We start from the raw sequence: 21,784 nt of genomic DNA, 5'->3' as shown, positions 1-21,784 counted from the left end.
AAAGCATATCTTGAACATATGCCCGTGTCTCTTCCCCACATTCATCATCGAAGGATCAAGGTCAAATATCTAAGTCCAGTTCTACATAGGGTCTCTTTCTCGTTATCCGTTCTTTTCGACCTTGCATGAAATCTTTTGCCCATCCAGAAATGGAATCAATGTTGCCGTTACACGAGCGCCAGATTTTAATGTATCGACCAATTTCACGATGTCTAATGAAAGCAGGAATGTGTTTGAACCATTCGCTCCCTAAGGTGTTTTCCCCTCTGTATCCCTGCATAAAGTGCTTCAAAAACTGATTTCCACGCGACGCTCCGGCCTCAGCATTGAGATAAAGCGGAATCGCATAAAATACTGCAACGGCGATATCGTTGATAAACCACGAATATCTACATGCATCGAAGTCAAACATTGTGATTTTCATTCCATCAAAAAATAGATTGTTCTGGTGGAAATCCATATGCACTAAACCGTACACTTCGCCGGACACCGGCAGTTGCGACAAATACTGATTCAATTGAACGTACTCTTGGATAACTTCATTCTCAGACTCTGGCAGGTCAATGGAAGCGATACTGTTTGCGTCTTCATACCAATGGGGCCTCTGGGCATCATGGCTCCGGGGGGCATAGCCTTTCGTAGCAACATGCATTTGCCCCATGAGTCTTCCCATTTCACGAATGTGATCGCCAGACTTCAATAAATCATCATCAGTCGGCGGCCTTCCTTCTGCCTTTACAAAAGACACTACTGTTACATAGTCGTCGATCTCGATTTTCTCCACCAGTTGCCCTCTTACAGATGGAACTGGAATGGATACCGAGATACTTTTTTCAGAAAGGTAATTAATCCAATCAACCTCGCCCATCACTGCTCGAAAGGGTCGATGGGATTCTTTCGTGATTCGCAAAATGAACTCATTACCTCCGCGACCGTATGATCCTACAAAGTTATGCTGGGTCTGGGATAGTGTTGTTAGTTCGTCTACTGTAATGCCATATCTCGAGCAAGCTTCAGTAAGCGTTCTTTCCACGTCAATACGTCCTTTTGCCGATTACATCATAATGGATTTGTGATGGGTGTGAATTATATCAACATATAGAGAAGAATGATAGACCCACTATTGCGACGATTTTTTACGGGGCATTGCTAAGCAGGCGTAAAGTGCTATGAAGTCGATATGGACGCCAGAAGGATGACCTACACGAGCGGACGCGATTCCTTTAATTAAAAACAAGTGGCGAGGAGTAACCTCCCTCAGTATTGTGTCAATCTCTCTTACGGTAACGGCGACATCCGCAACTTCTGTAATGCCCAGCTCGCAAAGCCGTTCCTGATACGTATGTAGTTTGACCACAGGTGCAAAGGCATTCCCAGAGATATGTACCCCAAGGATTTCTTTTTTCACTCAATTTGATGACAGTCAACTCTCCAAAATTCTGACCAGTGATATCGATCCGCTTTGGCAAAGTTTTCACCTCATGCACTAACTTTTTCGATCAATTCTCATCAAAAACAGCCATCTGTGCTTCTCATAATCATGATTCTTTCTGGCCACAGACTCGTATACCTGGTGTTTTGAAATATTCTTTCAATTATGCTGAATATGGTTATATAATAATAACGATTCCACGTTAAATCCATGCTTAATACGACTATATATATGTTCTATTCTGCTATTTATAGAGTTGTAGCCAGTTTGGTAACGTTTGTTTTTTTATTACAATCTTCAAATCAATCCTGGAGTGGATGGTGAGGATATGGACGTCGAACTTTGGTCATGTGGGTACGCTTACCATACAAAGCCATTTAGACAGCGCATAGAACAACTGCCGTATTTTCTTTTTCGCCTACAGACAGAAGGATTCTCACGTGCTCTTGTCAATGGTAAGATGCAAAGTCTTGAGCCTGGTGATTTATTGCTTTTTCAGCCCGGAGAGCAATATGACCTTAGGGTAAACCTTGAGGAAAGTGAAGGAGAAGGGAGCGGGGATTACTTTCTGTTTTGTCAAGGATCTTGGGTGAAGCAGTGGTGGGGCCGCTCGGAGAAACCCCAGTGCGTCAGGATTGACCTCGATGAGCGGATCTTATTTCTCTGGCGACAGCTCCACTTGGAAAAACACAGAGTACAGGAAGTTGAACCCGAACTACTCACGTATTTAGTTGGAGCGTTGTGCGTTTCTTTGGAGCGCGCTGTTGTAGGAACTGCATCTCTGCATCGTCAGTCCGACTTACATGCAAAGTTTACAAGCGACAGAATGAAGCGATACATCGAGACACACGCAATGGAGGATTTGAGGGTCGAAGATGTAGCGAACCATGTACAGCGAAGCGTCTCGCGTGCGGCTCATCTATTTAAGGAGACTTTTGGGTTAACCATCGTACAATATGCTCTGGAAATCAAGCTATCACACGCGGTGGACCGAATACGATACACAAACATGAACCTCGAACAAGTTGCTGAGAGCTGCGGTTTTGGGAGCTATTCATATTTTCATAAAGTTTTCAAAAAGAAATATGGTATGTCCCCAAACGACTTCCGTCAATCGCCAATGGACTACCTGGGAGTCTATGAAGAGGCTGGCAACCGACACCTAGCAGATGTGTAGAGGCAGCTTGAAGCAGCAACGCCCCGTGGAAACCAGTATCGCCAGTGCTTCCTGGCTCTCTTTACCGCTCCCTCCCGCCTTCATCCGCGTTTGATCCCGCTCCAAGAGTCGATGCATTGCAAAAATCGCGTCGGCTCATCCGTCGCGAACCAGCGTATGTCCAGCGCCAAAAGCGCATGAATAACCGCTTCATCAAACGTAAACGGAAAGACTTCCAAATCAATGTCGACCGCGCGGGTCGCTGCCAACGCATGTTGTAAAAAGGAGTTGTCGATTTCGTAAGGCCATGCAGACTGGGCTTCTTGGCTTTGATTGAGGTGAATTTGCACTTGGTCCAATCCGCTAAACCCCGACTGAAGCGCTGCTGAAAATGTCTGTTTGATCTCATCTGTCCGTCCGCCTATCCACAGCATGGTCCTGACATCGGGGCAAACACGTTTCATCTCTTTGCATCGCGCTTGGCTGGAGTGGGCAAAAATGACCTGCTGATTGACCTGATACTGATCTATCACCGCCCCTAACTGCGCCAAATCAACGGACTTTAAGTCGAGATAGATGTGCCGCGCTGGGTTACCCTGCATCGCGGTGAATACTTCGTACAGAGAGGGGACCTTTTCTCCGGCAAAGCGTTTGTCAAACTTGATGCCAGCGTCCCATGCGCGTATTTCGGAAAAGGAGAAGTGCGAGATGGGCAAATTCTGCACAGCCGCTGGCGCGGTGGTCGTTCGCGCAGGAGTTTCATCGTGCAAGCAAATCAGCACACCATCTTTGGTTGTGCGGATGTCCGCTTCGGGAATGCCGCCCAATGCCCACGTATAGATGTTGGCAGCCATCGTGTTATCTGGCGCTTCATGCGCACCGCCGCCCCTATGCGCCTGCCAGTGTATATGACATGCGTGATTGTTCACTCTGGACACCTCACCTTGGGATGAGACTCTATTGTGGTGCTTGGCTGCAAACAGGACATTGGTCAAAATTTATGCACAGTAACAGCCAGCGAACTTGGCTACAATGAATGTAAGGTGTATCTACATATACGACAGCGTATAAGTCGGTGCCGGGGTACGTGAAAATTCATCAGATTGAATGACTCCATTGAAGACTTTTCACATGTCCCCTTGGTGCCGCCTCTTTCGCCATGCCCTCCTCGCTGACAGGCATTTTTATGCAGCGAGTGGGGGATGGAGCGCGTGTCGTGGTCATTCTCTGACCATTTTATGAGGATGATATACTATTTATATCATGTGAGTGGGGTGAATCTTTTGGCAACACCGTTGTATGAACAGTTGTATACATACATTATAGAACAGATCCGGGATGGAAAACTTCAAAAAGGCGACAGAGTGCCTTCAGAAAAAGAATTTGCCGAGCAATTTAGCGTAAGTCGCATCACATCAAAAAAAGCGCTGGAGATGCTCGCACAGGCGAACGTGATCGAACGGGTGAGAGGCAAGGGATCGTTTGTGTCACTGGACACAGATCGCTCTGCGCCAATTAACCTACCCAACGCTGTTGAGGATAACAGTTCAGAAAACAAGCATTCGTGGGTGCTAGGTGTCATTTTTCCCGATTGCTCTGATTCATTTGGCACTAGAATGCTGCGGGCGATCGAAGAGCAATGCGCAAAATCAAATTGCCATATGATACTCAAATTTACCTATGACAGTCAAACGATTGAGGAACAAGCCGTCCAATCCCTGGTGAGGTATGGGGTGGACGGATTGATCATCTTGCCGGTGCACGGGGAGATGTACAATGCGGAACTGTTGCGGCTTTCGCTGGATAACTTTCCAATGATTCTTGTGGATAGGCATCTCAAAGGGATTCCGGTGCAATCAGTTCACACGGATAACGCGAAAGCGGCAGAGGAACTCACTGATTTTTTGCTGGATAGAGGCCACCAGCATATTGGCTTTTTGTCACCGCCGCCCGAGCATACCACGGTTATCGAAGAGCGCGTACAAGGCTTTATAACAGCGTTTTCGAAACGTGGGTTAAACATCAATTTGGGGTATTTAGAGAGAAGGCTGATGAGCACTTTGCCCAGCCGCCAAACCATGCCTGAAGAAGTGAACGCGGACAAGCGGTTGCTCACGCAATTCATTCAGGAGCATGAAAATATCACGGCATTCGTCGCGTGTGAGTACAATATCGCGCTGTTGTTGTCGAAAGTCCTTGCTTCCATGCAAAAAAAAATTCCTCGCGATGTCGAAGTCGTCTGCTTTGACTCATTGGACCGTCCTTTTGATAGTCCATTTTTTACGCATATTCGCCAGAATGAAGAGGCCATCGGCAAAACAGCGGTCAACAAGCTGCTGAAACAACTGGAGGGAAAGCAGACGTCCATCAACTGTACGATTGGCTACGAACTTATTATGGGCGAATCAACACATATCAACCTTGGTTGAGTACGGTCTTTTTTTGAAAAAATATATTGACATATCATGTTCGGGTAAATAGTATATTTATCTATAGAGGGGGATGTATTGAACTGTAAAAAAAGCGCCAATGGAGGTGAAACGCGCATAAATGAAATTCTGATAAAAGACTGCTGATCATGCCACATGAAATGTGGTATGTCTCCCTCTCGATTGAAAGCGCAATCAATTGCGTTAGAAAGATTATATTCCAAAATATATAATTTCTGACGATCTCAAATGGTGCGTACGCTTTGACCTGATTTTATTTTCATTCCCCATTTCGGGCGGCACATGTTCGCAATGACTTTACTAAAATTCGAGCCAACCTAAATTACTTTTTATTCATTTTATTCATGTGTTCGAGAACGATAGCAAACAGGATTACATACACGGGATTTTGTCCGGAAGTGAAATCTAAATATTCTAATTTGTGTTCGTGCTTACCACCTTAAAGACAGGTGACCTTATCAGGGAATTTGCTTGTGTTCACATTGCAATAAATCACATATCGGTATTGTCCTTTCATTAAGAAATTCAGAAAGAGAATGGTTGGAGGTGGAGATGATTGAAAGTTGCAAAACATTCGGGTTTCAGTATGAAGCGGCGTGATGGAATCGCCGGATATTTATTTATTGCGCCTGGGATCATCGGTTTTTTGGTCTTTGTCTTATATCCACTCATCTCGTCTGTGTATTTTGCGCTGACGGATTGGAGCGGTTGGAACTCGCCGACGTTTGTCGGTCTGCACAATTTTATCTACATGTTCACGGTCGATCCGTCGTTTTGGCCATCTCTGCGCGCAACTGCAATCTATGTGTTTCTAAGCGTCCCGACAGGCTTGGCGCTGGGATTGTTCCTTGCCGTTTTGCTCAATCGCAAACTACCAGGTATACGAATTTTTCGAACGATGTATTACTTGCCAGTTGTGCTGCCCTCTGTGGCGACGTTGACGCTGTGGAAATTCATTTTGGATCCACAGTACGGCCTGGCCAATCAGTTGTTGAGAACGCTGCATTTGCCCACAAGTTCCTGGCTGCAAAGCAATGTGATGGCGATGCCCTCCATTGTGATCATCGGATTATGGGGTGTAGGTGGGTCCATGATCATTTTTCTGGCCGGGCTGCAAACCGTTTCCTCGGAGTTGTACGAAGCAGCGCAGGTGGACGGCGCATCTGTCTGGCGCAGTTTCTGGAGTGTGACGCTGCCGATGATCACGCCGATTGTCTTCCTTCAGTTGATCACGGGCATCATCGGCGCTTTTCAAGCGTTTAATCAGGCGCAGATCCTCACGCAAGGTGGTCCGAATTATAGTACAAATCTTTTGAACTATAGCATCTATGACAACGCCTTCAACGGACATGAGTTTGGCTATGCTTCCGCACAAATGTGGGTGCTGTTCGTGATTATTATGATTTTCACCTTTATCACCTTCAAATTCTCGAATCAGTGGGTGTATTACGAGGCGGATGAAAGCAGATAGGGGGGAGAGAGATAGATGGAAAGAGCAACGAGCAATGAACAGCTTTTGCCTACAAATGCAACGATGAAGGCGAAAAGAAAGAAATCACCAGGGCGTTTGCGCAATTTTATTCTCTTGGACACCGTTCGTTTTGTTGTGCTGTGTCTCGGGGCTGTGTCCATGGTGCTGCCATTGTTGTGGATGATCACGGTTGCCTTAAAGAGCAACAGCGAGGTCTTTACGATCCCGCCGACGTGGATTCCGCATCAATTCCATTGGTCGAATTTCGTGACAGGCACCACGCAGATCAATTTTTGGGCAGTATTTCTCAACTCGGTCATTATTGCTGTGATCAGCACGATAGGCCAAGTCTTAAGTTCCATCGCAATCGGCTATGGCATCGCCCGCATCCATTTTCCGGGACGTCGCATGTGGTTCTACTTGTTTATCGGCAGCATGATGCTGCCTAGTGTTGTCGGGATGATTCCGATGTTTCATCTGTACAGCAGCTTAGGTTGGTACAACACTTGGCTGCCGTTGATTGTCCCCGCATTTTTTGGGAACCCGTTTTTCGTCTTCTTGGCGCGACAATACTTCAATGGCATCTCGCAGTCGTTCGATGAGGCGGCAAAAATGGATGGCGCGAGCCATTTGCAGGTTTTGTGGCATGTGCTGATGCCCATGTCGCGGCCGATTATTGTCACCATGATTATCTTTGCGTTCCAAGGCGCTTGGAATGACTACCAACAGCCTTTGATTTATTTAGTCAATCCAAAACTGTGGACATTGTCCCTGGCCATGGCGACGTACACCAGCCAGTACGCAACTTCTTGGAACCTGTTTATGGCGGCCAATCTCATCTATATCTTGCCGATGGTCATCCTGTTCTTCGTAGCCCAAAAGTATTTTATGCAAGGTCTGGGCTCATTGAATTCCTCTGGTCTGAAGTAACCGTGCTTGCGAAGAAGGGGGGGATTTTTGGCGAAGGTGCATGGGCAGAATTGTTTTGCAAAATATGATCAATGGGGGACTTATTTGTGAAAAAGAGAGGTAAAATATTGAGCTCCGTTTCTGTACTGGCCGTGATGGGCGGAACCTTGACAGGATGTGCAAGCAATTCAGGCAACACCTCGAACAGCGGGGGTGGCACCGATTCCTCTAAACCAGTGACGGTGACCATCATGTCCTGGGAAACAGCGGCGATGAATAAGCTCATTACGCAGTCATTTAAGAGCTTTGAGGCGCAAAATCCGACCATCAAAGTGAAGATTGTGCCAGCGCCGCTCACGAACTATGGCACCAAATTGAACGGTATGATTGCAGCCCACCAAGCGCCAGATATTTTTGAACTTGGCAACGATATGGAACAACAGATGGGCGAGCAAGGGCAGCTATATGATTGGTACTCGACGGCAAAAGGTCAGTCCAATTTCTTGAACAACTTCTTTCCAGGCGTCTTGACCAACTGGGAGGAAGACGGGAAATTATACGGCTTGCCTGGTTTGTTGAATGTCTATGGATATTTTTATAACAAGACTTTATTTGATGAAGCAAAAATACCATATCCAAAGACCGGCTGGACGTATCAGGAAATGTTCCAGGATGCACAGAAGTTGCAAAAAACAGTCGACGGTGTGCATGAGTATGGATTGTACGCGCCATATGACGATCCGTTCGAAATGGGTCTCTACTCCGTCTCGGCCGGAGGCGCGCCATTCGCGAACTCCATTACGAATGCAACCAAAATTCAAGCGAGCCCGCAGTTTATACAGGGCCTGCAGTTGTATCAACAAAATATTAAAAATGGCGCAGTTACACCGCCTACATTTGACGCTACAAACATTGTGAGCATGTTTGAGCAAGGCAAAGTGCCCATCATGGCGTATGGACAATGGGCAGCGGACCAATTGATTCGCGAAGCGCCCAAATCATTGAAGTGGGGCTATGTGGCGAATCCGATTGTCAAATCACAAGACAGCATTTACGACTGCGTCGGTTGGGCAAGCCCTGCAAATGTGCCGGATCCATCTGCGACGTTTAAAGTGTTGAAATATCTGGACACCGTCACGTACGAGAAGGTTCTGCCAAAGACGCCCGTCGCGCCGCCTGCATACACACCGGCTGCAAAGCCTTACTACAATGTCTTGAAAAAAGACGGATATGCTGACATGGTCACAAATCTTGACTATATGCTCAATTCACCGAACAAGCAGCCTATTCGTTTCTTGGAGACCTGGAGTACCAAAGCGAATCAGTTCATCACTGCAGATTGGAACAACTTGCTGGAAGACAAAACGCCAATTTCGACCGTGAACAGCATGGTCGACAAAATCAACCAATCCACTTCTAGTCCGTGACGGCTACGTATGTAGATGGAAGATGAGCACCCTTATCGATGAGAGATGTCCCAAAGCGATGTTTGCAAAAGGGGCGTCTCTTTATTTTGTCCACAGGTCTGTGGATATCCTTGTGGAAAACACCACATGACTGTGCATAACTTTGTGGATTATCTGGATAACAACCAAATGTGCGGATTTGTAGTGTGGATAAGTGCAATGTGAATTGGTGGACCGCTGTGGCTGTGCAGTCGAATGTGTATCGCGATTGCGTCTGTGAGAGCTGGATGCGAGGCGGCGTGATCGAAATAAAAAAAGGAACCATCACAAGGTCTGTGAAGGTTCCTTCGCAAAGCGTCAAAATACGCTTAAGCCAAATTTCTGCACCAGATCTTGCTTGGGGCGAAGGCCGACGAGTTGATCCACCACTTGGCCATTTTGCAAAACAAGTATGGTCGGAATGCTCATAATGCCGTATTGGCTCGTGATTTCTGGATTCAAGTCGGTGTCCAGCTTGCCAACGGCAATCTGGTCGCGATATTCGTCCGCGATCTCTTCAAGCAGTGGGGATAACCGCTTGCAGGGCTGGCACCAGGTTGCGTAAAAGTCGACAATCACTGGTTTCTCGCTTTGTAGAAAAGCGTTGAATGATGTATCTGTAAGTTCATGCACCATGTGGATAACCTCCTGTGGACTTGTCAGTTGGCAAAAGCGCGCCTCAAATTGGCTGAGCGTGGTGTGAGGGCGTTTTGTGTGACGTCTTGTATACATAAAACATACGCTTGAATTGAACATTAATCAAATTAATGTTTTTGATGTAGTATATAAGTTATTACTAATTCAAAGCGGGTGGATGAAGTGACACTGTTGCAATTGGAGGTATTTCTGGCCGTCTGTCAGGCGCGCAGTTTTACACAAGCTGGCGAGCGATTAAATATGACGCAATCGGCGGTTTCACAGGCGGTTGCGAATCTGGAACGCGAACTTGGCGTCTCATTGCTTCACCGTAGTCGGCAGGGCATCACCATCACACACATTGGTGAACGGATGTTGGCGCACGTGCGGGAGATTGCGCGCCACACGAACTGTATGCAACAGGAGGCTGCTGCGGCCGCAGGGGCGGAAACAGGCACATTGCGTATCGCGTCCATTCCCAGCGTGTCGGCAAAATTGCTGCCTGGGATGCTGGCTTCATTTAAATCCAGTTTTCCGCTTGTGCAAACGGTGATGTTTGAGGGGGGATATGAGGAAGTCCACAGTTGGTTGACCAATCATGTCGTCGACGTCGGCATTGTGACACTGCCAGTCAGCGGACTGGATGTGGTTGAACTGGTACAGGATCAACTGCTGCTTTTTCTGCCTGAAACACATGCACTGATCCGCGAGACGGCTGTTTCTCTGGCGCAAATTGCGCAAGCGCCGTTTATCCAACCAACAGCGGATAGTGAGCATGTGATTCGCGAAGCGTTTAAAAATGCAGGATTGACACCAAACATACAGTTCGAAGTACGGGATACGGCGACCATTTTGGCGATGGTTCAGGAGGGCATCGGTGTGACCATCTTGCCGGAGATGGCCATTTCAACCAGCCTGCCACATGTCAGAAGTGTGCCGCTTCATCCGCCTGTCACGCGGCGTGTCGGTTTGGCGGTGCGCCATCTGGAGGAGGTTTCGCCCATTTGTGCGGACTTTCTTTTACATGCCAGAGCGTATGTTCAGCACACTTGCCCAGGCTGTATCGGTGTGGCTGATGTTTGCAAAGCTTGTGTTGATGGTGGATGATCAAGCGAATTGGATTGGATCAGAGGTGTGTGATATGCAACCGCGCGTGGCCATTCTTGGGGCGGGGATTGCTGGCCTGGCAGCCGCCGCCGCTTGCGAAATTCGACATATATCGTACCAATTGTTTGATCCAAGTGAGGCGCCTTTGGTGGGGGGCGCAGCGCTGACCCTGTGGCCCAATGCGCTCATTGCCTTGGCGCAATTGGGAGTGCTTTCGCAACCGCCTGACTGGATGCATTTCATACAGCAGGGGGATGTGCGGACAGATGAGGATGCTTCATTATACGCGCTGCCACTTGCCTGGTTGGAGCGGCGATATGGCTACAAGCCCACATGCGTCCGGCGCGTGGACCTGGCGCATTGGCTGTGGAAATCCATTGGCAAGCCGTCCATCTGTCGGGATGGCTGTACGGCCATTACTTCTCGTCCAGACGGTGTCATTGTTCAGTTTGCGTCTGGGGAGCGTGAGCGGTTTGACGGCGTCATTGCCGCAGATGGCATTCATTCCGTGGCGCGGCGCCAGTTGTCCGGAAGAACAGAGCGCGGCGCGCATTACACGGCCTGGCGGGGGATCGCAACGACAACAGAAATAGAGGCAGCGACGATGCGGGAGTATTGGGGGCCTGGTGTTCGTTTCGGCTATGCTTCCATCCATCCCGTTGCTGTATATTGGTTTGCCACGTTGAACAACCACATGTTGCCGATGGACGAACAGCAGTGGTGGCCTAAGGTTGTCGAACGGTTGGGCGCCTTCCCGCGCGAGGTTCAAACTTGCCTTGGCGCGACACCAGCAGCAGAAATCTTGCGGCATGCAGTGCGTGATGTTACGCCCGGCGGGCCGCTCATGCGCGACAATCTGGTTTTGGTGGGCGATGCGGCGCACGCCATTACGCCCAATTTGGGGCTGGGGGCATGCCTCGCATTGGAGGACGCAGCAGCATTGGCCGTTTGTATCGATGGAGAGAAGCCACTCAAAGTCGCTTTTCAGCAATATGCAGTCAGGCGGCGACGACGGGTTGCACGCATTGCCCATCTGACACGCGGTTTGGGTACAGTGACACAGTGGGAGAACGCACAGCTCTCTGCCGCGCGGAATCGCGCCATCCGCACCGTGCCATCGGGGATGACACATTTGGCCTGGCGGATTCTGTTGGACAATGAATCTACTTTTTAGCAAGAGCAGCGCGTGAAATGGATAGCGAGTTGCCACCTAGATCCAGAGGGAACCCGCCAAGCCAACAGACAATTATTTTTCGAAGAGGTCAACCAACCTATCAGCAAATTCTCTGGGGAAAGTGGTGTAGCCAGTATGATCTCCTGGAAACTCCACCATCGTCGTTCCCAACTGCTCTGCGAGTGCAACCGTAGAGCGGTAAGGGAGAAACGGGCGTGACATGCGACCGCCAGCGGGAAGTACTCGCGTAGACGCGCTCTGCAAGCGATTGCTCAATGAAGCGCCATCCACCAACGTGTAGCTGCTGATACCCAATGCTTCGTGTGCCGCAAAATATTCCATGTTTCTGTGAATCAGCTCCATTTGTGCTGCAGCAATTTGGTGATGGGCTGATCCAGCGCCATCCAACGCCACGCCTCCGCCAAGCGAAGTTGACGAGAATTTCATGACCGCCGGAATGGCGCCTTCTTTTCGATGATTCTCTTGTAGCTCCACCATGATTTGCTGTACCTCAACCTGTTCTTCACCTGAAAGTAGTTGCACAAGCGGCGGCTCATGAGGGATGAACATGCGCACCTGTTCGGGATGGCGAAGCGCAAAATCAAGTCCGATGACAGCTCCGGCACTGCTGCCGAACACATATGCCGGCTTGTCGGTCAATTCGGCAAGTAGACGGTGAACATCATCGCTGTGTGTTTCCACGCGATAATCTTCATCTGGCCCAAAGAGTTGGCTGCGCGAGTAACCGCGGCGGTCATAGGTGACCACCGTGAACCGGTCAACAAGATGATCTACCACTTCAAAAAAGAGATTGCCGCCCGCTCCGTGGATCATCAAAAGCATAGGACCAGAGCCGCGCACCTCATAGTAAAGATTTGCTCCAGGTACAGATAGCGTATCGTTGCGCACGATGGCCATAGCACTTCCTCCTTTGTGTTCCAATCACAGCAACCAGGATAAGCGGCGTATATGAACTGAGTATGAACGGACAAGTGATGTGCCTAAGCCAGTCTTCTTTGTAATACAATTGACTCAAATGCTGCTTTGGTTCAGACAAACTGTATGGATGACGACATCAACTGGATAAACGACGGAAATCAGGGATGGGAGACAGTTTGACATGCATATTGATTTGAATGGAAAAGTCGCAATTGTGACTGGTGGCGCTCGTGGAATCGGGCAGTGCATCGCGATGGCCTTGGCGAGTGAAGGGGTCAAGACGGTCGTGATCGACATCAACGAAGCGGATTTGCAGGAATCAAAACAGAAATTTGACGAACTTGGTTATCGCGGGCTGCATTTGTGTTGTGATATACGGGATGCTGCGCAGATTGATGAGGTGGTCAAGCAAGCGGTGGACGAGTACGGCCGGATTGATATTCTAGTCAACAATGCGGGCGTCGCACGGGGAAAGCCTGTGGATGAGTTGACAGATGAAGTGTGGCAACAAAATATCGATATCAATCTCACCGGAACGTTTCGCATGTGCAGGGCAGTGATTCCACAGATGAAGCTGCAGCAAGCAGGTCGGATTATCAATGCGGCGTCCTTTGCCGCGGTGATACCTAGCTACGGCGGCGCCGCATATGCCTCGTCCAAGGCGGGCGTACATTATCTGACCCGGACACTTGCGGGGGAATTGGGCCCTTGGAATATTACCGTCAACAGCTACGCGCCCGGCATGATCCCGACGGATATGAATCATTTCGCGGACAGAACGCCAGAGGAACAAGCGCAGATGTTGGATATGCTGTCACTCCGGCGCTGGGGAAAGAAGGAGGATATCGCGAACTTGATTGTCTTCCTCTCCTCCGACCAGGCTGATTACATCACGGGCGCGCTGATTGAGATCAGCGGCGGCAAGTACGCCATTCAGCGGCCCGGCGTAGCCTACCAACACTATGTCGCGCAGACGACCGGGAGCGAATGAAGCGCGATGTAAGTGATGATTTATGCTGTGTGATGACGATGTCATATGCAACCATCACAATCATTTTGGAGGGGGTCCTATGCCAGCCGATCTAACGCGAAAAGTCGCGATTGTCACGGGCGGCGGTCAGGGAATTGGCGCGTCCATTGTGCGCATGATGGCCAAAGCGGGCGCTGCAGTCGTCATTGCCGACGTATCAGCGGAGAGTGAGCGCCTGGCTGCCCTTTTGCAACAGGAAGGGCTGTCCACTTGTTTTGAACAGACGGATGTCCGAATCCCGGCAGATGCGCAGAAGATGGTCAAGCGGGCGCAAACGGAATATGGCGGCTTGGACATTCTCGTGAATTGCGCGGGTATCTACCCGATTGGGTCTCTGTTGGATACGACGCCAGAACTGTGGGATCGCGTTTTGGCCGTGAATCTGAAGGGCGCGTTTCTATGCGCGCAAGCAGCCGTGCCGCTACTGGTGCAAAGAGGCGGCGGATCGATCATCAACATTGGCTCTCTGCATGCGAATGTAGGGTCGCCAGATAGAGTCGCATACGCCGTGTCGAAAGGGGGCGTTGTCACCTTGACCAAAAACTTGGCAAATGCGTTGGCGGGGGATCAGATTCGCGTCAATTGTGTGAATCCCGGCTGGGTGGCGACTGAAGGAGAAATCGCGTTGCGGCAGTCACAGGGTCATTCAGAGGCATGGTTGGAGAGTGCAGGCAAGAATCTGCCGATGGGTCGCTTGCAAACAGGGGATGACATCGCAGCCATGGTGTTGTTTTTTGCATCCGACGCGGCAAATCAAGTGACAGGTCAGGTCATTTCGGTCGCGGGTAGACCATAGTACAGCACTGTCGATCCCGCCGGTTCTTAAACGAGCGGCAGGCGAGATCACGGGCGGCAGGCGAGATCACGGGCGGCAGGCGAGATCACGGGCGGCAAGCGGCGCGTCCGTGATCTCGCCAATGGTCGCCTTCAGTTTAAATCTCTATCCATTGCTGGTGTTTTTCAAACAATACATGCGGGCCGCCTAAATGCATCAGGTATTTCGCCTTTGTGCCATTTTTGAGAATGAGCGCGGTCAATCCCTTGGCTGTATGATGACCGACCTCTGCAACACCGTATTTCGGGCCGAGTGACGCGACCATGCCGCGGTTGTGGAAGACAAACGGCTCTGGTTCCTCATTGCGCAGCTGACGCAGCAAATTGTTGCTCAAGTGATGGCCCATCTGTTCTGCAACCTGTCCGGTAGGCGGCAGTGATTCTCCCGATGATTCCGTAAACAGCGAGTTGTCACCGACAATGTAGACGTCTGGGTCATCCACCGATTGAAGAAATTCATTCACTTTTGCGCGGCCTCGGTTGTCCACCGTAAAGCCTGCTTGCGTGAGCACCGGATTTGCTTCGACACCGCCAGTCCAAATGAGTGTCTGGGCGCGGAGCGTGGCGCCGCTCTGCAAGACAATTTCCTGTGGCCCGGCGCTGACAATCCGTTCGTTGAGAACGAGTCGGACACCGCGCTCCTGCAATTTATCCGCTGCTAAATGGCGTAAGCGTTCGTCGACGCCAGGCAGAATCTCAGATCTGGAGTGCACCAGCATCAGTTCGAAATCATCAGCGGGAATGTCGTGTGAAGCCAAAAAGTGCGGCAGATAGTCTGCCAATTCACCGATGAGTTCGACGCCAGTCAGACCTGCTCCGCCAATCACAACGCGAAGCGCTTCAGGGTTTGGCGTTGTCTTGTAGGATAGGAAGGTCTCTTCAATGTGTGTGCGGATTTGTTTCGCATTTTCCAAAGAGTTCAAAACGAAACTGTTCTCTTTGAGCCCTGGTACGTGAAAATAGGCAGTTTGGCTACCAAGCGCGATGATGAGTGTGTCATATGTGTAGGTTCCATGTTCTGTATCGACCTGTTTTCCTGCGATATCAATCGATTTCACCGCGTCCTTGACGGCGTGAGAGGTATCTTTGGTCAGGATATCGTCGAGCGCGATGGCATACGTTTGCAGAGATCTGCGTCCGCCTGCTGCCTCGTGTAACAAGGTTTTAAAATAGTGGTAATTATGCTTATTAATCAGCGTAAATGGCACGTGATGCTTCTGCAATTGGACCGCTGCAGCCATACCTGCGTATCCCGCGCCAAGGATGAGAATTTTCCTGTGCTCCATCGAATCATCTCCTGAACCATTCAGTTGCTTCCCGGCATTTGTCGCGATAGTGAGTTCCCTTCATGGAAACGGTTGTCCATCTGCGACGGATCATCAGCGAGGATTTGATGCAAATCTGTCGCTGTCTCTCTTTTTATCATTATAATCATTTTTTGAGGAACCGACAGAAACGCGCCGCCTTGCGCTCCAGTTGCGCGCAGGCTGTTAGCGAGCTACCAAATCACGGAAGAATCTTAAACGTCACTTTGGTCCCAGTATCCGGCGAGCTTTCGATATGCAGTTCTGTATTGTATAGATACTTGAGCCGTCTGTTGATATTTTGTAATCCGACGCCGTGACGTGACGTTTCGGAAAACGCGCTGATCAGCACTTCATCTAGTCGTTTTTTCGTCATCCCGACCCCATTGTCCTCAATTTCAAAGAGGATGTACTCCGCTTGCTGGTATCCTCTGATATACACAGTTCCGCCTTCCATCCGGTTTGTGATGCCATGTCGTATCGCATTCTCGACCAGTGGTTGAATCAGAAGTGGAGGGATCATCACGTCAAACGCATCAGGTGAAATCTCATATTCCACGTGAATGCGGTCTTTGAAACGTATTTTTTCAATTTCCACATAGGATTGAATCAATGAGAATTCGTGGTTGAAGCGCACTTTGCTTTGCACATTGCCAAATGAGAAGCTGCCGCGCAAATATTGGGATAGATCCGCCGTCAACTTTCGCGACTGCTCCGTATTGGTGTAGCTCAGCGCCATGATGGTATTGAGCACATTGAACAAAAAGTGTGGCTTGATCTGCGATTGCAGGAATGCGACCTCCATATTCGTCGCTTTTTTTGCCGATTCTTTCATCACGAGCAGACTGTTGATACGGGCACGCAACTCGGCCATATCGAATGGCTTGGGCAAATAATCGTTTGCACCCGAGGCAAATGCGGCGATTTTGTCCTCGGGTTGAATCGATGCTGTAACCATCACCACAGGCAATTCCAGCAGGCTGTACTTTGTTCGAATCGCCTGGCATACATCGAATCCAGAGATGCCCGGCATCATCAAATCCAAGATCACCAAGTCTATTTCGCCTTGATTTTCCAAATACCACAGCGCCTCTTCGCCGCTCTTGACAGCAACGACGGTATAATCCAGTTTCTCCAGCGCGTCGATGAGGATTTTTAGGTTGGAAAAGCGGTCGTCCACAGCCAGAATGGTATCGCTGCCTTTGTGTGGACTCACATATGGCGTGACGAACGAATAATCAGGAAAAGCGGTCGTATTCACCCAATTTTTTTCACGTTTGGCGGCACGATATTCACTGTTTCGCTCTGGATCCGCAATCGGCAAACTGAACGTGAATTGGCTTCCCTGCCCTTTTGTCGAGGCGACCCACACGCGACCTTGTTGGAGTTCTACCAACTGTTTGACGATGGAGAGCCCAAGACCAAAGCTTTCATCTGTATTTTTATTGAGCGAAGTGAATGGCTCGAAGATGATGGCAAGATCTTTTTCGTCGATCCCTGCTCCAGAATCGACCACGGAAATTTCGACCATGTCTTGCTTTTCTATCGCTGTAATCTGAATCACACCGGAATCGGTGTGTTTTAAAGCATTGTCCAACAAGTTGCCGAGAATTTGCCGGAACCTATCTTCGTCCGCCAGCGCAGTTGGTAGGTTTTTGGGCACTAGGTTAACCAATTGGACGTGCTCTCTAGCAATGAACGAGTAGATTTTGAGGATGGCATCGACAGATGCACACACGTCGACCGGAGCAAGCGCCACTTTCAATTCTCCTTGTTGGAGATTTGTGAAATCTAAAATATCGTAGACCAGATGAGAGAGACGCTTGGCCATCGTCGACAAAAGACCGACGTTTCCCTGTTGCACATCGGTCAGGGGCGCAGCATTGTCGTCGAGCATCGATTCTGCAATGGAAATCATACCGTGCAGCGGCGTCTTGAACTCGTGCGCGGTTTTGGAGAGAAACTCATCCTTGATCCTGTCCGTCTGTATGAGTTGCGCCGACATCAGCTCATTTTGTTTAAACGCATTGGTAAAGCGCAGAGATATCAGCAAAGCAAACATGAGGACCAGTAAAAAAGAGCCAATGGGCGGGATTGTATATACAGGAATACCGAAATATATGCTCATGTTGCTGCTCATCGTGTAAAAACAGAGACCCACCGCAGCCAGCAACGTATAAAGACCCCCCTCTTCCTTTGCGAGCGCGGCTAAGACCAGTACGCTCGTTGAATAACACAGGGTGATCAACACGTATAACGAAATGATGCCCGCTCCGATGGTCGTCCATGTATTATGAAACAGTGTGAGTTCCCCAATAGCCAGCAACGCTTCGCAAATAAGGAGTAAGCGTATCAGTCTCTTTGAACAATATTGGCGAAAGGCAAAGTAGACATAGAGCAATGTGACGAGTGAGCCGCCAATTGCGCTTAGTACTTGCACATGTAAGATAATCCAGTCCGGGATGGTCCACGGAATCATATCGTAGATGATTTTTTCGCCGCTGAAAGCAGAGTAACCCCCCATAATTAGACACAGCAATCCAAAGAACAAAACTGAATAATCTTTTCGTCTTTGACGATACAGTCCCACAAAATATAATCCCATCACCACACAGAGTGTGATGGTGATAAAGTCATACGCCATGGCTTTATCTTGAAGTGAGGTGATTTGGTCGGCGTATCCCAGATACAGAGGTTGATTCATGCCGCCGCTCGACGGCAAATCATAGTTTGCAACTTGAACGACGATATCGTTAAAACCAGGGCGCATCTTGAAAAAGGTGACGAACGGTTTATTTTTCCCAACATACGCAGCGCCTTTCGCGGGGGTGCCGCTGGAGCCGATTTCTACGCCATTTAAGTAGATCCGGGATGCCATCTGAAGGGATTGCATCTTGAGTCCGTAGATGGCGTGTGTATTGCTGACTTTGAGTTCCAATCTATAGGTTGCGACGCCAAACGCAGGCATTTTGTGCGTCCAAGAATCCGGAACCGCAATTGTAGCTGCTGTTTTCAGCTTCGTGTTTGTAGCGGGAATTTTGGGATTGAGCAATTGATTCGGGTAAAATGCCCAGTCTCCGCTCAGCCGTACGGTGCCTCTTTTGGCAAAGTTCCAATGCGTCAAATCGAGTTGGCCATGCTTTGCGGTGGGCGCACCAGCATCCACGTGATTTATCACCGTGACCATCACGCCATAAGTTCCCACCATGATGGCCAGTGTAATCAATAAAGCAAGTAATTTTCTTATCATGTGAAGCTCCTCAAGATTCTGACTCTAGTTGCTGGATGATACGATATGGTCGTGCAGCAGGATCGTTTCGGGCTCCATATCTGCACCTAAGTGGATATTGACCGCTTGCTCCAGTTGGCGATACACGCCGATGGCTTCATTGCGATCCCCATTGGCCATGTATAGTTTCATCAATTCGCGTCCATCTCTCTCGGAGTCAGGGCAGAGCTTCAATAAACGTTCCAGGCATTCGATAGAAGAGGGCAGATTGTCATTTTGCTTATAGAATTCTGCGGTGCGGCGCAGGACGAGGACATATCTGCGGGATAATTCCGCCTGTCTCTGCAGCGCCCACGGGTAAGCACAATCCTTCATATAATCGTCTTTATATAACTTCGACATGTCATTCAACAGCGACTTATCGATATCACTTGGCTTTTCTAAACAGCGCTCCAATTCCAACCAATCGCACGAGACCCCGTCGAATTTGAGCGCATATCCGTTTCCGATTTTATGTACATCGATTGGCACATCGTATTCACGAAAGTGTTTGCGCAACAGTGATACACATGTATAAAGGTACGATCTCGCTTTCTCAAATGCGGCATCTGGCCATAGCGTATCCATAATGACGCCTTGTTCCACTTCAACTCCCCCATGGTGAGCCAAAAACGCGCATAGTTCTTTTTCTTTGCTCGTTCGCCACGCAAGGCGACCATCCTTTGCCGATGGGATTTGAATGGAGAATCCGCCCATACAGACAATTTTGGTAGATGGTTGATTATCCGGAGTGTCGACAGGGCTTATCATGGTTTCTTCGATGCGTTGAACGGAATGTCGCAATCTGTCGAGCGTGATAGGTTTCAATAGATAATCCAAGGATCTGATGGAAAATGCCTCAACTGCATATTCTGAATAAGCTGTCGAAAAAATGATTTGCGTATGTGGACTGGACTGACGGATGAGTTTGGCTGCGTCCATGCCGTTCATGCCAGGCATGTGAATGTCAAAAAACACGGCATCAGGGCTTTTTTCATTGATTTCTTGAATGGCGATATATGGATTCATGTGTTTTCCGATAATGGAGATATTGCCGATTTGAGTGAGCAGTATATCCAGCATATCAAGCGCGTTTTCCTCATCGTCCACGAGCATCACGCGAATCATAACCATTCCCCCCAATCATTGCACTTGCCGCTCATCGAGACATGTTATATGTTCGATACCAAATTGTTCAGATCCTGTTAAGCCGTTCAGGATATAATTGTGATGCGATTTATCAGATGCGTCGTAAAACCCCCTTGCTTTAGCTATGGGGATATAAAAGGCGCTCGCCGTTAGGCGAAATGTCTTTTAACGATCAACTAAACGTTAGATATACTGCTTATCATTTAATTGAAGGGATAAGGACGCACGTGGCTGTTACAATTTCACTTTGTTTCATCTGCAAAAATGAAGAAAAGACCTTGGGAAAATGTCTTGACACAGTTGGACATCTGGTTGACGAGGTGATCGTAGTTGACACCGGATCGACAGATGATACGAAACGAATTGCGGCGACATATGGCTGTAAAATATACGATTTTGAGTGGATAGACGATTTTGCAGCGGCGCGCAACTACGCATTTAGCAAAGCGACGAGCGATTATATCTTTTGGTTGGATGCGGATGATGTGTTGTTGGAAGCAGACAGGGAGAAATTCAGCAAACTGAAAGAAACGTTAGATACATCGGTGGACGCTGTATCGATGGCGTATGCTTTGACATCCGATGTGTCTGGGCGGCGGAATCGCTTAGTCAATCGGAAAAGGGGATTCCGCTGGATTGGCGCGGTGCATGAGTATTTGGAAGTATGGGGGAATATTATCGCGAGTGATGTCGTGGTGACACACAACCGGGTTCACAAAATTTCGGACAGGAATTTAAACATTTTCGAACAACGTTGGTCTGTCGGTCTTCCATTTTCGCCGAGAGATTTGTATTACTTTGCCAATGAATTGTCAGACAACAAACAATATGCCAGGGCAAGGGAATTTTATCAACGCTTTCTGGATACTTCCGCAGGATGGGTTGAAGATGTGATTGCAGCTTGTGGGCGCATGTCGGAGTGTTACGCCGCGGAAGGTGATATGGGTCAAGCGGTTGAATGGGCGTTGCGTTCGTTTCGCTACGATACGCCACGCGCAGAACAATGTTGTCGTTTAGGATATTATTTTTTAGAACAAAATCGCTTGAAAGATGCTGTGTACTGGTACACGGTGGCATCGCAATTGAAAATACCGAAGGATCATATGGCCATCTTATTGCAGCAGTGCTGGACTTGGCTGCCACATCTCCAACTCGCTGTCTGTTTTGACAGGATGGGAGATTATCAATCAGCGTATCATCACAATGAAATTGCCCTCTCATTTTGTCCAAATGACGAGCGGATGCTGGCCAATCGAACATATTTCTTACAACAGCGACAGGTAAAGCAAAGTTGATAATTGAAGTGTTGGCGCAACCAAGCTGTCTTAGCGTGCATGTCTGGGACAGCTTTCTTTATATCGGCAATACACCTCTGTTCGTTTTGAGTATAACCCCAAAAAACCTATTATTCATCTGATATTCCACTTCCTACTGTTCAGATTTTGTTAAGACCTAAGGAATATAATTCTATTTAAGGCTG

17 protein-coding genes are annotated in these 21,784 nt (G+C 48.7%); 10 read left to right on the top strand and 7 right to left on the bottom strand.

Annotated features, from left to right (window positions below):
* Positions 1-61: 61 nt before the first annotated feature.
* Positions 62-1,033, bottom strand: coding sequence for a phosphotransferase enzyme family protein (locus ACFSB2_RS11405; RefSeq protein WP_377943174.1), 972 nt, complete (start codon positions 1,031-1,033; stop codon positions 62-64).
* A 727-nt stretch (positions 1,034-1,760) separates the two neighbouring features.
* Here ACFSB2_RS11405 and ACFSB2_RS11400 point away from each other — a divergent pair.
* Positions 1,761-2,609 carry a helix-turn-helix domain-containing protein gene (locus ACFSB2_RS11400; RefSeq protein ID WP_377943173.1) on the top strand — a complete coding sequence of 283 codons (849 nt, stop codon included), beginning with the start codon at positions 1,761-1,763 and terminating at the stop codon, positions 2,607-2,609.
* Positions 2,610-2,689: 80 nt separating this feature from the next.
* On the opposite strand, the gene ACFSB2_RS11395 is transcribed toward ACFSB2_RS11400, so the two are convergent.
* Positions 2,690-3,517 (bottom strand): glycerophosphodiester phosphodiesterase, encoded by an 828-nt coding sequence (locus ACFSB2_RS11395; RefSeq protein ID WP_377943172.1) that lies wholly within the window; start codon positions 3,515-3,517, stop codon positions 2,690-2,692.
* A gap of 354 nt (positions 3,518-3,871) precedes the next feature.
* Here ACFSB2_RS11395 and ACFSB2_RS11390 point away from each other — a divergent pair, with 354 nt between their 5' ends.
* The 4 genes from ACFSB2_RS11390 (at position 3,872) to ACFSB2_RS11375 (ending at position 8,845) form a co-directional block, all read left to right on the top strand.
* Positions 3,872-5,017: a GntR family transcriptional regulator gene (locus tag ACFSB2_RS11390; RefSeq protein WP_377943171.1), complete on the top strand. Its 1,146-nt coding sequence runs from the start codon at positions 3,872-3,874 to the stop codon at positions 5,015-5,017.
* A gap of 577 nt (positions 5,018-5,594) precedes the next feature.
* Positions 5,595-6,509 carry a carbohydrate ABC transporter permease gene (locus tag ACFSB2_RS11385; protein ID WP_377943170.1) on the top strand — a complete coding sequence of 305 codons (915 nt, stop codon included), beginning with the start codon at positions 5,595-5,597 and terminating at the stop codon, positions 6,507-6,509.
* 15 nt (positions 6,510-6,524) lie between these two features.
* Complete coding sequence (locus ACFSB2_RS11380; RefSeq protein WP_377943169.1) at positions 6,525-7,439, top strand: carbohydrate ABC transporter permease; 915 nt, start codon at positions 6,525-6,527, stop codon at positions 7,437-7,439.
* 86 nt (positions 7,440-7,525) lie between these two features.
* Positions 7,526-8,845: an ABC transporter substrate-binding protein gene (locus ACFSB2_RS11375; protein ID WP_377943168.1), complete on the top strand. Its 1,320-nt coding sequence runs from the start codon at positions 7,526-7,528 to the stop codon at positions 8,843-8,845.
* A gap of 336 nt (positions 8,846-9,181) precedes the next feature.
* On the opposite strand, the gene trxA is transcribed toward ACFSB2_RS11375, so the two are convergent.
* Positions 9,182-9,499 (bottom strand): thioredoxin, encoded by a 318-nt coding sequence (trxA, locus tag ACFSB2_RS11370; RefSeq protein ID WP_377943167.1) that lies wholly within the window; start codon positions 9,497-9,499, stop codon positions 9,182-9,184.
* Between the two features lie 183 nt (positions 9,500-9,682).
* Here trxA and ACFSB2_RS11365 point away from each other — a divergent pair, with 183 nt between their 5' ends.
* Both ACFSB2_RS11365 and ACFSB2_RS11360 read left to right on the top strand, forming a co-directional pair.
* The gene (locus ACFSB2_RS11365) at positions 9,683-10,606 is read left to right on the top strand and encodes a LysR family transcriptional regulator (RefSeq protein ID WP_377943166.1); all 924 of its coding nucleotides are present in this window, start codon (positions 9,683-9,685) and stop codon (positions 10,604-10,606) included.
* Entirely contained in the window at positions 10,506-11,780 is a 1,275-nt protein-coding gene (locus ACFSB2_RS11360; RefSeq protein ID WP_377943165.1) for an FAD-dependent monooxygenase, read from the top strand. Before ACFSB2_RS11365 ends, ACFSB2_RS11360 begins: the two co-directional genes overlap by 101 nt.
* 72 nt (positions 11,781-11,852) lie before the next feature.
* On the opposite strand, the gene ACFSB2_RS11355 is transcribed toward ACFSB2_RS11360, so the two are convergent.
* Positions 11,853-12,698 (bottom strand): alpha/beta fold hydrolase, encoded by an 846-nt coding sequence (locus tag ACFSB2_RS11355; protein ID WP_377943164.1) that lies wholly within the window; start codon positions 12,696-12,698, stop codon positions 11,853-11,855.
* Positions 12,699-12,900: 202 nt separating this feature from the next.
* Here ACFSB2_RS11355 and ACFSB2_RS11350 point away from each other — a divergent pair, with 202 nt between their 5' ends.
* Positions 12,901-13,710, top strand: coding sequence for an SDR family NAD(P)-dependent oxidoreductase (locus ACFSB2_RS11350; RefSeq protein WP_377943163.1), 810 nt, complete (start codon positions 12,901-12,903; stop codon positions 13,708-13,710).
* A gap of 79 nt (positions 13,711-13,789) precedes the next feature.
* Positions 13,790-14,545: an SDR family NAD(P)-dependent oxidoreductase gene (locus ACFSB2_RS11345; RefSeq protein WP_377943162.1), complete on the top strand. Its 756-nt coding sequence runs from the start codon at positions 13,790-13,792 to the stop codon at positions 14,543-14,545.
* A gap of 136 nt (positions 14,546-14,681) precedes the next feature.
* On the opposite strand, the gene ACFSB2_RS11340 is transcribed toward ACFSB2_RS11345, so the two are convergent.
* From ACFSB2_RS11340 to ACFSB2_RS11330, 3 genes are all read right to left on the bottom strand, one after another.
* Positions 14,682-15,869, bottom strand: a complete 1,188-nt coding sequence (locus tag ACFSB2_RS11340) for an NAD(P)/FAD-dependent oxidoreductase (RefSeq protein WP_377943161.1) — start codon at positions 15,867-15,869, stop codon at positions 14,682-14,684.
* Positions 15,870-16,089: 220 nt separating this feature from the next.
* On the bottom strand, positions 16,090-19,137 hold the full coding sequence (locus ACFSB2_RS11335) for an ATP-binding protein (protein WP_377943160.1): 3,048 nt from the start codon (positions 19,135-19,137) through the stop codon (positions 16,090-16,092).
* A gap of 24 nt (positions 19,138-19,161) precedes the next feature.
* Complete coding sequence (locus tag ACFSB2_RS11330) at positions 19,162-20,283, bottom strand: response regulator (protein WP_377943159.1); 1,122 nt, start codon at positions 20,281-20,283, stop codon at positions 19,162-19,164.
* Positions 20,284-20,531: 248 nt separating this feature from the next.
* On the opposite strand from ACFSB2_RS11330, the gene ACFSB2_RS11325 reads away from it, so the two are divergent.
* Positions 20,532-21,599, top strand: coding sequence for a glycosyltransferase (locus ACFSB2_RS11325; protein ID WP_377943158.1), 1,068 nt, complete (start codon positions 20,532-20,534; stop codon positions 21,597-21,599).
* Positions 21,600-21,784: the final 185 nt, after the last annotated feature.

The sequence above is a fragment of the Alicyclobacillus fodiniaquatilis genome, from assembly GCF_042678105.1.
Taxonomy (GTDB): Bacteria; Bacillota; Bacilli; order Alicyclobacillales; family Alicyclobacillaceae; genus Alicyclobacillus; species Alicyclobacillus fodiniaquatilis.
This window is presented reverse-complemented; position numbering and strand designations above follow the sequence as displayed.